The organism is Hathewaya massiliensis (genome assembly GCF_902143515.1).
Classification (GTDB): domain Bacteria; phylum Bacillota; class Clostridia; order Clostridiales; family Clostridiaceae; genus Hathewaya; species Hathewaya massiliensis.
Genome location: NZ_CABFVD010000002.1, coordinates 167,078 through 179,377, shown reverse-complemented (window position 1 = coordinate 179,377; position 12,300 = coordinate 167,078). Strand labels below are relative to the sequence as shown.

General features: G+C 37.2%; 8 protein-coding genes, 4 tRNA genes and 4 rRNA genes. 3 read left to right on the top strand and 13 right to left on the bottom strand.

Features of this window, described 5'->3' with window-relative positions; all coding sequences use genetic code 11:
* Positions 1-33 precede the first annotated feature (33 nt).
* Complete coding sequence (locus FNZ64_RS06070) at positions 34-1,188, top strand: zinc-binding metallopeptidase family protein (protein ID WP_142413955.1); 1,155 nt, start codon at positions 34-36, stop codon at positions 1,186-1,188.
* 83 nt (positions 1,189-1,271) lie between these two features.
* Here FNZ64_RS06070 and FNZ64_RS06065 read toward each other — a convergent pair whose 3' ends face one another.
* Positions 1,272-1,760: a hypothetical protein gene (locus FNZ64_RS06065; RefSeq protein WP_142413954.1), complete on the bottom strand. Its 489-nt coding sequence runs from the start codon at positions 1,758-1,760 to the stop codon at positions 1,272-1,274.
* Between the two features lie 375 nt (positions 1,761-2,135).
* Here FNZ64_RS06065 and FNZ64_RS06060 point away from each other — a divergent pair, with 375 nt between their 5' ends.
* Complete coding sequence (locus FNZ64_RS06060) at positions 2,136-3,062, top strand: S66 peptidase family protein (protein WP_142413953.1); 927 nt, start codon at positions 2,136-2,138, stop codon at positions 3,060-3,062.
* A 179-nt stretch (positions 3,063-3,241) separates the two neighbouring features.
* On the opposite strand, the gene FNZ64_RS06055 is transcribed toward FNZ64_RS06060, so the two are convergent.
* From FNZ64_RS06055 to FNZ64_RS06030, 6 genes are all read right to left on the bottom strand, one after another.
* Positions 3,242-3,316 (bottom strand) — tRNA-Cys (locus FNZ64_RS06055).
* Positions 3,317-3,321: 5 nt separating this feature from the next.
* Positions 3,322-3,397: transfer RNA gene (locus tag FNZ64_RS06050), tRNA-Phe, on the bottom strand.
* Between the two features lie 4 nt (positions 3,398-3,401).
* Positions 3,402-3,476: transfer RNA gene (locus FNZ64_RS06045), tRNA-Asn, on the bottom strand.
* Positions 3,477-3,483: 7 nt separating this feature from the next.
* A 5S ribosomal RNA gene (rrf, locus tag FNZ64_RS06040) occupies positions 3,484-3,600 on the bottom strand.
* Between the two features lie 80 nt (positions 3,601-3,680).
* A 23S ribosomal RNA gene (locus tag FNZ64_RS06035) occupies positions 3,681-6,587 on the bottom strand.
* A gap of 242 nt (positions 6,588-6,829) precedes the next feature.
* Positions 6,830-8,344 (bottom strand): 16S ribosomal RNA (locus FNZ64_RS06030).
* The 16S, 23S and 5S rRNA genes sit together here with 3 tRNA genes alongside, the layout of an rRNA operon.
* A gap of 622 nt (positions 8,345-8,966) precedes the next feature.
* Between FNZ64_RS06030 and FNZ64_RS06025 the strand changes: the two genes are divergently transcribed.
* Positions 8,967-9,704 (top strand): NAD-dependent protein deacylase, encoded by a 738-nt coding sequence (locus FNZ64_RS06025; RefSeq protein ID WP_142413952.1) that lies wholly within the window; start codon positions 8,967-8,969, stop codon positions 9,702-9,704.
* Positions 9,705-9,852: 148 nt separating this feature from the next.
* On the opposite strand, the gene FNZ64_RS06020 is transcribed toward FNZ64_RS06025, so the two are convergent.
* The 6 genes from FNZ64_RS06020 to rrf (FNZ64_RS05995) all read right to left on the bottom strand — a co-directional run bounded on the left by FNZ64_RS06020 (position 9,853) and on the right by rrf (FNZ64_RS05995) (position 12,260).
* Positions 9,853-10,620, bottom strand: coding sequence for a hypothetical protein (locus tag FNZ64_RS06020; protein WP_142413951.1), 768 nt, complete (start codon positions 10,618-10,620; stop codon positions 9,853-9,855).
* A gap of 2 nt (positions 10,621-10,622) precedes the next feature.
* Complete coding sequence (locus FNZ64_RS06015; protein WP_142413950.1) at positions 10,623-10,823, bottom strand: hypothetical protein; 201 nt, start codon at positions 10,821-10,823, stop codon at positions 10,623-10,625.
* A gap of 28 nt (positions 10,824-10,851) precedes the next feature.
* Positions 10,852-11,553, bottom strand: a complete 702-nt coding sequence (locus tag FNZ64_RS06010; RefSeq protein ID WP_142413949.1) for an ABC transporter ATP-binding protein — start codon at positions 11,551-11,553, stop codon at positions 10,852-10,854.
* 12 nt (positions 11,554-11,565) lie between these two features.
* Positions 11,566-11,934 carry a GntR family transcriptional regulator gene (locus FNZ64_RS06005; protein ID WP_207705517.1) on the bottom strand — a complete coding sequence of 123 codons (369 nt, stop codon included), beginning with the start codon at positions 11,932-11,934 and terminating at the stop codon, positions 11,566-11,568.
* Between the two features lie 128 nt (positions 11,935-12,062).
* Positions 12,063-12,138: transfer RNA gene (locus tag FNZ64_RS06000), tRNA-Lys, on the bottom strand.
* Positions 12,139-12,143: 5 nt separating this feature from the next.
* Positions 12,144-12,260, bottom strand: a 5S ribosomal RNA gene (rrf, locus tag FNZ64_RS05995).
* Positions 12,261-12,300 lie beyond the last annotated feature (40 nt).

The following is a 12,300-nucleotide window of genomic DNA, read 5'->3' as shown; positions in this document are numbered from 1 at the left end:
AATAAATTTAAAAAAATTTGGAGTGGTTGGAATATGAAACAAAAAACTATTAGCTATATCTCAACTATAGAAGAGGAAATACTTTCTCTATCACAGTTTATATATAATAATCCTGAGCTTCCTTTTAAAGAGGAAAAAGCTTATAACTACATAGTATCCCTTCTTAAAAAGTTCAATTTTAATGTAAAAGAAAACTTTTTAGACATGGATACTAGCTTTTTTGCTCAGTTCGGAGAAGGTCACCCTAAGATATGTTATATATGCAAGTATTCCGCTTCAAATGAAGGCCACATATATGGTAATCATTTAAACGCTGGAATAACTGTAGGTGCTGCTCTAGCCTTATGTCAGGCAATTCCTAAAATCGGAGGAAGTGTAGTTATTATTGGTTGTCCAGGTAACCTTTTTAATGGTGGAGAATTAATATTAACAAAGCAAGGTGCTTTTAAGGATATGGATATAATTATGTGTCCACATGTTTATAATGATACTTTAGAAAGCGGTACTTCTGCAGGTCTTATTCCTATTGAAATAAGCTTTACATCAATGGAAGATTTAGAAGAGGGAGATGCGAACTCTTCGCCTTTAGATGCTTGTCTTTCTGTATTTAATATTTTAAATTCACTAATTAAAAATAACAAAGACTTATACTCCATAGATGGCATACAGATTAAAAGCTCAGATAGACCTTATGGGATACATTCAAAAGCATACAGTAGGTTTTATATAAGGAGTAGCAACTTATGCCATTGTGAGAAATTAGAGCGTGATTTAAGAAAAGTATTGGATAGCATATGTACTACTTTAAAGGTTGAATATAAAATAGGTCTATTTGATACTCCTTGTGAGGAGTTACTAACAAATAAATCTCTATCAAGGCTTTTTACTAACAATTTAAAAGAATGTGGCATTATAGATGTAGAGTGTTGTAGAGATATTCCTTATGGTTTAAGTATCGGTTCTATAAGTCATACAACACCTTGTATATATCCTTCAGTATCTATTTGTGAAAATGAAAAAATAAAATTTCCTTCTAAAAGCTTTGAAGCACTTACCTTAAACTCTTTTGCCAAAGAACAATGCTTTAAAGCTATAGAAGCTTTATGTCTAACATCAATTGATATAATAGAAAGAGAAGACTTATTAAGAGAAATTACAGTAGAACTTCATAATAATTCTAAAAGTTAAATTAAAAAATCCATGCATAAAGGGGATTTTATTTCCCATCTTTGCATGGATTTTTATATAGGCTCTTAAGACTTTAAGATAAGCTATCTACATACAATAGATCTTCTTACAGTTTTTATAAATCTCTCACTAGGCTTAAAATAAAACTTCTTAACCTTATTTCCTACTTTATAAACACATATATAATTATTATTGCTACATAAACAAAAATCGTATTTTCTTTCCTTATAAAAACCAAAAAACTCCTTTAGACATCTACATTTACCAATGTATTCTATATCATTTAAATTTATACTCTCTACTAAACTTTCATCGCTTCCAATTATCTTATGTATCATAAGTTCATCCTGTATAATTGTATACTTAAACTTTGTTTTAATCCTTCTTCTCTGTAGTACAAATAATATACCCATAGTTATATACAATAAATACCTAAGAATACTGTAGAATGCAATCCTATGAGAAACTGCTTCAAAAAAATCAAAAATTACTATAAAGAACAATAATGTACATAAAGAACTCAAAATAATAGAGTTAGTTCTTCTTTCAACTACCTCTTTATACAAAGCCATAAATTAACCCTCCAAAACTAAATTTTTCTCCCCAAGACACATATACAGATTATACTAGGGTTTCTACCTTTTATCCACTAGGGTTATGGGCTGTATGACCTTATCTTAATCGATTAATCCTCATGACTCCTAATAGAAATAATTTATATGCTCAAATATGCCAATTGCTCATTTTTAGTAGGTTATGCTATGATATATATTTTTATAATCAAAAAAATATATAAACTATATATAATAATATTATGAGGATTCTAACTAATGAAATAGCTATTAAATCAAATATTTACTATATAATATAGTTACTAAATATATTTCAACTTTAGTTAAATATATTGTTCTAACTAAATATTAAACGAATTTAAATGGAGTGATAAAATGAAAAAATTAAAGGTTTTAAAAACTGGTGATACCATAGGACTTATTTGTCCTTCTAGTGCAGAAGATCCTGAAAAAATAAAATATGGTATAGAACTTATAAAATCCTTTGGCTTTAATATAAAAGAGGGAAATCATATTTATGATAGAAAGGGATACTTAGCTGGAGAAGATAGGCATAGAGCCGAGGATTTAATGAATATGTTTAAAGATCCTGAAGTAGATATGGTCTTATGTATCAGAGGTGGATATGGTGCCATGAGAATTCTACCTTATTTAGATTTTAGTGTTATAGCAGATAATCCAAAAATATTTATGGGTTTTAGTGATGTAACCGTACTTTTAAATAATATTTATAAACAGTGTAATTTCCCAACCTTTCACGGTCCTATGGGAACTTCTAATTTAAAAGATGAACATACCTTTAGAAGTTTCATGGACAGTATAAAGTGCATAAAAGAGGAAAAGCATATAATTAAAAATCCAGTTGATATTAAAAGTTTTCCATTAATAAAGGGAAAAGCCATTGGAAACCTAGTAGGAGGGAACCTATGTCTGATTTGTAGTACCCTTGGCACACCATATGAAATAGACTTTGAGAATAACATATTGTTTATAGAGGATATAGGTGAGTCACCATATAAAATAGATAGAATGCTTACTCAATTATTATTAAGTGGTAAAATACAAAAGTGTAGTGGAGTTATATTAGGTGGATTTACTGACTGTGAATTAAAAAATCATACTAATAGTCTTACTTTAGATGAAGTCTTCACTGATAGATTACTAAATTTAAATATACCTATTTTAAGTAATTTCTCTTCTGGACATTGTTATCCTAAGTTAACTATTCCTATAGGTACAAAAATATCTTTAGATAGTGAAAAAGGCGAAATAGAAGTATTAGAAAATATATTAGTAGGCTAAAAAATACCCACGAATAGTAAATAGTACTAATACGCCATTGTCACCAGATACATTTTGTTGATATTTATTTGTTGTTAGACGGTATACATTGAGAGAGTGTTCTCTCAAAACTTCACAATAATAAGATTAAATAGATAAATAAAAAAAAACATCTCATAAAATTATGAGATGTTTTTTATTGGAGGCGCCACCCAGATTTGAACTGGGGGATAAAGGTTTTGCAGACCTCTGCCTTACCACTTGGCTATGGCGCCATATTTGGTGGCTAGACCAGGAATCGAACCAGGGACACGAGGATTTTCAGTCCTCTGCTCTACCGACTGAGCTATCCAGCCACATTGGCTCCGCAGAGAGGATTCGAACCTCCAACCTATCGGTTAACAGCCGAGTGCTCCACCATTGAGCTACTGCGGAATATTTTACCCGGCGACGTCTTACTCTCCCACAGGGCTTCCCCTGCAGTACCATCAGCGCTGTAAAGCTTAACTTGCCTGTTCGGTATGGGAAGGAGTGTTTCCTTTACGCCATTGTCACCAGATACATTTTGTTGATATTTATTTGTTGTTAGACGGTATACATTGAGAGAATGTTCTCTCAAAATTGCACAATGAATATTATTTGGTCAAGTCCTCGACTTATTAGTATGAGTCAGCTACACATGTTACCATGCTTCCACCTCTCACCTATCAACCTTGTGTTCTTCAAGGAGTCTTACTGACTTAAAGTCATGGGAAATCTTATCTTGAGGTAGGCTTCACACTTAGATGCTTTCAGTGTTTATCCTGTCCCGACATAGCTACCCAGCTGTGCCACTGGCGTGACAACTGGTGCACCAGAGGTCAGTCCATCCCGGTCCTCTCGTACTAAGGACAGCTCCTCTCAAATTTCCTGCGCCCGCAGCGGATAGGGACCGAACTGTCTCACGACGTTCTGAACCCAGCTCGCGTGCCGCTTTAATGGGCGAACAGCCCAACCCTTGGAACCGACTTCAGCTCCAGGATGCGACGAGCCGACATCGAGGTGCCAAACCTCCCCGTCGATGTGGACTCTTGGGGGAGATCAGCCTGTTATCCCCGAGGTAGCTTTTATCCGTTAAGCGATGGCCCTCCCACGAGGTACCACCGGATCACTAAGCCCGACTTTCGTCCCTGCTCCACCTGTATGTGTTGCAGTCAGGCTCCCTTCTGCCTTTGCACTCTTCGCGCGATTTCCGACCGCGCTGAGGGAACCTTTGGGCGCCTCCGTTACACTTTCGGAGGCGACCGCCCCAGTCAAACTGCCCACCTAACAATGTCCGACGACCAGTTTCATGGCCCTTCGTTAGAACTCCAGTACTGTCAGGGTGGTATCCCAAGGACGACTCCTTACCCCCTGACGAGGGTATCTCCAAGTCTCCCACCTATCCTGTACAGACAATACCGAAGTTCAATGTTAAGTTGCAGTAAAGCTCTACGGGGTCTTTCCGTCCAACTGCGGGTAGCAAGCATCTTCACTTGCACTACAATTTCACCGGATTTGTTGTTGAGACAGTGCCCAGATCATTACGCCATTCGTGCGGGTCGGAACTTACCCGACAAGGAATTTCGCTACCTTAGGACCGTTATAGTTACGGCCGCCGTTTACTGGGGCTTAAGTTCACTGCTTCGCTTGCGCTAACAGATCCCCTTAACCTTCCAGCACCGGGCAGGCGTCAGCCCCTATACATCAGCTTACGCTTTAGCAGAGACCTGTGTTTTTGTTAAACAGTTGCCTGGGCCTATTCACTGCGGCCTAGCTTTCGCTAGGCACCCCTTCTCCCGAAGTTACGGGGTCAATTTGCCGAGTTCCTTAACAACAATTCTTCCGTCGGCCTTAGGATTCTCTCCTCACCTACCTGTGTCGGTTTGCGGTACGGGCACCAAACTTCTCCATAGAGGCTTTTCTTGGCAGCGTGGAATCAGATACTTCGCGAATAAATTCGCTCCCCATCACACCTCAGCATTAACTAGACGGATTTGCCTATCTAGTCTGCCTAAATGCTTAGACATACAATCCAATAGTATGCACATCTTATCCTTCTGCGTCACCCCATTTGTCAAACGAAGTTTGGCGGTATCGGAATATCAACCGATTGTCCATCGCCTACGCTCTTCAGCCTGGGCTTAGGTCCCGACTAACCCTGAGAGGACGAGCCTTCCTCAGGAAACCTTAGGTATTCGGCCAATAGGATTCTCACCTATTTCTCGCTACTCATGCCAACATTCTCACTTCTGCACTGTCCACCGCTCCTTACGGTACAGCTTCAACCTGTGCAGAAAGCTCCTCTACCATGTACTACGTACATCCATAGCTTCGGTGGTAAGTTTTAGCCCCGAACATTTTCGGCGCGGGATCTCTTGACTAGTGAGCTATTACGCACTCTTTAAATGAGTGGCTGCTTCTAAGCCAACATCCTAGTTGTCTTAGAAATCCCACATCCTTTACCACTTAACTTACACTTTGGGACCTTAGCTGATGGTCTGGGCTCTTTCCCTTTTGACTACGGATCTTATCATTCGCAGTCTGACTGCCAGGATAAAAGTATATGGCATTCGGAGTTTGATAGAGTTCGGTAAGCGGTGAAGCCCCCTAGCTCATTCAGTGCTCTACCTCCATTACTCAATTACCTGACGCTAGCCCTAAAGCTATTTCGAGGAGAACCAGCTATCTCCGAGTTCGATTGGAATTTCTCCGCTATCCACAGCTCATCCCATGGTTTTTCAACACCAACGTGGTTCGGACCTCCACGGAATTTTACTTCCGCTTCATCCTGGCCATGGATAGGTCACCCGGTTTCGGGTCTACGACATGCAACTAAAGCGCCCTATTCAGACTTGGTTTCCCTTCGGCTCCACACCTTAAGTGCTTAACCTTGCTACATATCGTAACTCGTTGGCCCGTTCTACAAAAAGTACGCCGTCACACATATAAAGTGCTCCGACCGATTGTAGGCACACGGTTTCAGGTTCTATTTCACTCCCCTCCCGGGGTTCTTTTCACCTTTCCCTCACGGTACTTCTTCACTATCGGTCACCAGGTAGTATTTAGCCTTGGGAGGTGGTCCTCCCTGCTTCCCACAAGGTTTCACGTGTCTCGTGGTACTCTGGATCAGATCTGTGGTCTTCTTGTTTTGTCTACAGGACTATTACCTTCTGCGGTGAAGCTTTCCAGCTTACTTTGACTACAATAGCCTCCACGTTATGATCTGTCCGCAACCCCGGAAACAAGTTTCTGGTTTGGACTCTTTCCCGTTCGCTCGCCGCTACTTAGGAAATCGATTTTTCTTTCTCTTCCTCCGGGTACTTAGATGTTTCAGTTCCCCGGGTTTACCCTTCTGAACCTATGTATTCAGTTCAGAATATACACTGTTTAGTGTATGAGTTTCCTCATTCGGAAATCTGTGGATCACAGCCTATGTGCGGCTACCCACAGCTTATCGCAGCTTATCACGTCCTTCATCGGCTCCTGGTGCCAAGGCATTCGCCATGCGCCCTTTCTAACTTGACCTATCATGAGTAACTAAAGTTTACATTTTTCAGTAAAATATAGTTATTATAATTATTATTCATTGTGCAATTTTCAAAGAACAAAGTAGTTAACTTAACATCCTTAGATTATTTTAATCTTTTAGACGTTAGTCTTTTCTCCCTTTGGAGATTCTACTTATTTGAAGGAATTTTGGTCCTTCAAAATTAAACAGAGTAAGTGCTCGCTACGAAAAGATCGTAATCTTTTCGAATTCTCCTTAGAAAGGAGGTGATCCAGCCGCAGGTTCTCCTACGGCTACCTTGTTACGACTTCACCCCAATCATCGATCCCACCTTCGGCCGCTGGCTCCAAAAGGTTACCTCACGGACTTCGGGTGTTACCAACTCTCATGGTGTGACGGGCGGTGTGTACAAGGCCCGGGAACGCATTCACCGCGACATTCTGATTCGCGATTACTAGTAACTCCAGCTTCATGTAGGCGAGTTGCAGCCTACAATCCGAACTGAGATCGGCTTTGTGAGATTTGCTCCACCTCACGATCTTGCATCTCTCTGTACCGACCATTGTAGCACGTGTGTAGCCCTGGACATAAGGGGCATGATGATTTGACGTCATCCCCACCTTCCTCCTGGTTACCCAGGCAGTCTTGCTAGAGTGCTCAACTTAATGGTAGCAACTAACAATAAGGGTTGCGCTCGTTGCGGGACTTAACCCAACATCTCACGACACGAGCTGACGACAACCATGCACCACCTGTCTCCAAGTTCCCCGAAGGGCACTCCCATGTTTCCACGGGATTCTTGGGATGTCAAGCCCAGGTAAGGTTCTTCGCGTTGCTTCGAATTAAACCACATGCTCCGCTACTTGTGCGGGCCCCCGTCAATTCCTTTGAGTTTTAATCTTGCGATCGTACTCCCCAGGCGGGGTACTTAATGTGTTAACTGCGGCACCGAGGTAACGAAACCCCGACACCTAGTACCCATCGTTTACGGCGTGGACTACCAGGGTATCTAATCCTGTTTGCTACCCACGCTTTCATGCCTCAGCGTCAGTTACAGTCCAGAAAGCCGCCTTCGCCACTGGTGTTCTTCCTAATCTCTACGCATTTCACCGCTACACTAGGAATTCCGCTTTCCTCTCCTGCACTCTAGATACCCAGTTTGGAATGCAGCACCGGGGTTAAGCCCCGGGATTTCACATCCCACTTAAGTATCCGCCTACGCATGCTTTACGCCCAGTAAATCCGGACAACGCTTGCCACCTACGTATTACCGCGGCTGCTGGCACGTAGTTAGCCGTGGCTTCCTCCTTAGGTACCGTCATTATCGTCCCTAAAGACAGAGCTTTACAATCCGAAGACCTTCATCACTCACGCGGCGTTGCTGCGTCAGAGTTTCCTCCATTGCGCAATATTCCCCACTGCTGCCTCCCGTAGGAGTCTGGGCCGTGTCTCAGTCCCAATGTGGCCGATCACCCTCTCAGGTCGGCTACGCATCGTCGCCTTGGTGAGCCGTTACCTCACCAACTAGCTAATGCGCCGCGGGTCCATCTCAAAGCGGATTGCTCCTTTAATCTTTTTATCATGCAATAAAAAGATATTATGCGGTATTAATCTTCCTTTCGGAAGGCTATCCCCCACTTTGAGGCAGGTTACCCACGTGTTACTCCCCCGTCCGCCGCTAATCCGTTCCCCGAAGGGAACTTCATCGCTCGACTTGCATGTGTTAAGCACGCCGCCAGCGTTCGTCCTGAGCCAGGATCAAACTCTCAATTTAAAATCGAGTTTATCCACATGCTCAAGCATTTTACTGACTTGAACTTGTTTCTTTATTTCTTTTCTTTTTCTCAAAAGAATGCGAGTTCTTTTATCTTACTCTGTTTAATTTTCAAAGACCAATTTGTTTTTATTTTGTCACTATGTTTCAGCGACAATAATAATTTTATCAAAGTGATTTCATCTTGTCAACAGTTTTTTTTATTTTTTTAAATCTGTTGAAATCATTTTGATTTTGGTTGCTTTTACGCAAACCAAAGTACGAAATATATGATATCATAATTCCTCTACACTAAAACTACTTTATATCTCATATGGTGGAAATATCTTTGCTTTTCTTTTAAATATAGGTTTTTTCTCTATATTATTATTATTGATACACCAGGTTTAGTATATGCAATATATACCTCTATTAGACGTGCTAATATTTATCTTTGCTCTTCCTTAGCTTTCACTATTTCAATATTCATCTCATCTCCCCCTAATATACCAAACGCTGAATTGATCCTCACAGTCATTATAACATTTTATTAACATTATCCATGTATTTAAATTTTATCTATTTTATTTATACTATAAATTGTGCATAATATAACTATAAAATATATTTAGGAGAGGTTTTTATGAATAATAAAATTGAAAGCTTATTAGAAATAATTAAAAACAGTAACAATATAGTCTTCTTTGGTGGGGCCGGCGTAAGCACCTCTTCTGGAATACCAGATTTCAGAAGTTCTAATGGATTATTTAATGAAAAACTTAATATAACTTTCACTCCTGAGGAATTAGTTTCTCATAGTTTTTATATAAAATATCCAAAAGAATTTTTTAATTTTTATAAATCAAAACTTATATATCCTAATGCTAAACCAAACAATACTCATATAGCTTTGGCTAAACTTGAAGAAATGGGAAAGTTAAAAGCTATTGTAACTCAAAATATTGATGGATTACATCAAAAGGCTGGAAGTAAAAATGTTTTTGAGCTTCATGGATCAGTATTAAGAAACTACTGTGAGGAATGTGGTAAGTTTTATGATGTTAACTTTGTCTTGAAAAGCAAAACCATTCCAACTTGCATAGATTGTGGCGGCATAGTTAAACCAGATGTAGTACTTTATGAAGAAGGCTTAGATGACTCTATTATTAGAGGGTCTATTAAAGCTATTTCAGAAGCAGATACCTTGATAATTGGAGGAACTTCCCTTGTTGTTTACCCAGCTACAGGTCTTATTGATTTCTTTAGAGGAAAAACCTTAATCCTTATAAATAAATCTACAACCTCTGCCGATAGTAAGGCTGATATAATTATAAAAGATGATATTAATAAAGTTTTTAAAGAAGTGATAGAAAATATATAGAAATTATTATCCATGGACATAGCTGCTCTAATACTCCTGCCTTGAAGAAGGTGGAAGTATTAGAACAGATAGTCATAAGATAAATAATTCTTAATTGCATAACTAAGAATCCCCTGTATAACGCTGCTTTCTTAATAATCTTTTATTGCTATAAGTCCACTTTTTTTTCTAAGAAATAAGATGTAAAAGCAAAAATTAATATTATAACTATTATGCTATATATGAAAAATCCTATATTTCCAAAATACCATTGAAAATTTGATTGATTTTTTACAATAGCAAGATTATTAAAATCTAAATTATATGGAACTAGTTCTATAACTTTGTTTCCTATAAAGCCTATTAAAAAATTTGCTACCATAAAAATGACAAAAGATATAAACCCTACTTGCTTATTTTTAATAGCTACTTTACTTAAAGTTATACTAAAGAAAATAGTTAATATAAACTGTAACCACTGTATTAATGCTAAAACTATTCCAAATATTACACTGCGCTTTTCACCTAGAGTAATATCTTTAATACCTATACTAAGTAATTTCGATATTTCTACATTTCCTAGATTGCTTATAATAACTAATAAAGCTATAAGACATACTAAACCAGATATAAAAAATAGGATAATACTTAAAATTGTTTTAGCTCCTAACACTTCCCACCCCTTTAATGGAAGTGTAAAGGTTAGATAAGCCCTCTCCTCATATAACTCATTTTTATATGCATTTATTACGTATATAAAAGTTGTAAGAAAAACACCAAAAGTAATCAATGCATAAAATCCCATGGAAGTTTCTTCTAATATTTTATTAGACACGAGTAGAAAGAAGACTAGCGCAAATAATATTATAGCTACTGATAATATCATTGTCATATATTTCAAACTCTCTTTTAAATTATATTTTAATATTTTAAACATATTTATTTATCCTCCCTATATTTTAACTTTATTCTATCTATAAAAACGTTTCTTCCTCCTATAAAAAAGAAAAGTAAAAATATGCAAAATGCAACTAACACAATTTCTGTAATTATATAAACTACATTAAAACCTATTATATTTTTAAAAATAAATTTTTGTATAGGAGTAATTAAGTATTTTCTAAAAAACATTTCTATCATATAAAGAATCCCCATAAATCATCATCCCTTAATCTTCATTGAAAATATCTCTATAAATCTCATCTATAGACTTTGAATTTTTCTCTCTTAATTCCTCAGCATTTCCTTCTAAAATTATCTTTCCTTCAGATATAAAAGCAACATGATCGAAAACTCTTTCTATGTCTCTAACTAAATGAGTTGTAATTATCATTGAGCTGTCTTCTGAATAATTGTTTATAATAGCATCCAGAATTTTTTCCCTAGTTACTGGGTCTACTCCTGCTATAGGTTCATCTAAGACATAAATTTTTGATTTTCTAGATAAGACCAAGGCAAGGTTAAGTTTTTCCTTCATACCCTTAGATAAGCCTTTAACACTCATATCTTTTTCTAACTTCATAAACTCTAACAATTCATTGGCTTTTACCTTATCAAAATCTTCATAAAAGTCATCAAATAAATTTATTGCATCTTTTATTTTCATCCATTTATATAAATAATCTTTATCTGGCAAATAAGACACTAAAGCTTTAGTGTGTACACCTGGATTATGTCCATCTATTAGTATGCTACCTTTTGAAGGTGCTAATATTCCTGTTAAGATTTTTATAAAAGTAGTCTTACCACTTCCATTAGGTCCTAATAATCCTAAAACTCTCCCCTGCGGTAAAATTAGATTAAAATCCTTTAAAGCTTGTTTTTTCCCATAAGTCTTATTTAGATTTGTAGCATCTAAAATATTGCTCACAATTACTCCCCCTTAGCTTAAATTCTTTGTACTTTCTGATATTATTCTTGTAACCTCTTCCATTGAAAAACCTAAATTCTTCATGTTTTTAATAAAGTCATTAACTATTTCCTCTGCCATATTCTTCTTAAGGTTGTATATCAAGTCTTTATCTTCTGTTACAAAGGTTCCCATTCCTCTCTGGGTATAGGTAACTCCTTCTCTCTCAAGTTCACTATAAGTTCTTTGAATAGTATTAGGATTAACTTTTATAGTAGATGATAATTCTCTAACTGAAGGTAATTTATCATTGGGCTTTAATTCACCTGTAACAATCTTAGACTTTAGATAGTTCATTATTTGAATATAAATAGGCAAATTATCATTAAACTTCATTTTAATCACCACCTATTTCTTATTATATTAGTGTTATATTTATATAGTACACTGGTAGTATATAATTGTCAACATTCTTTTTATAATTAAATAACAAAAAAATAAAAAGCACCTTACCTATATAAGATGCTTTTTGGTGATCTACCGGGGAATCGAACCCCGGACACCATGATTAAAAGTCATGTGCTCTACCGACTGAGCTAGTAGATCATATTACCTGGCGACGTCTTACTCTCCCACAGGGCTTCCCCTGCAGTACCATCAGCGCTATAAAGCTTAACTTGCCTGTTCGGTATGGGAAGGAGTGTTACCTTTACGCCATTGCCACCAGATTATTGAGATGTTCTCTCAAAATTGCACAATGAATATTAT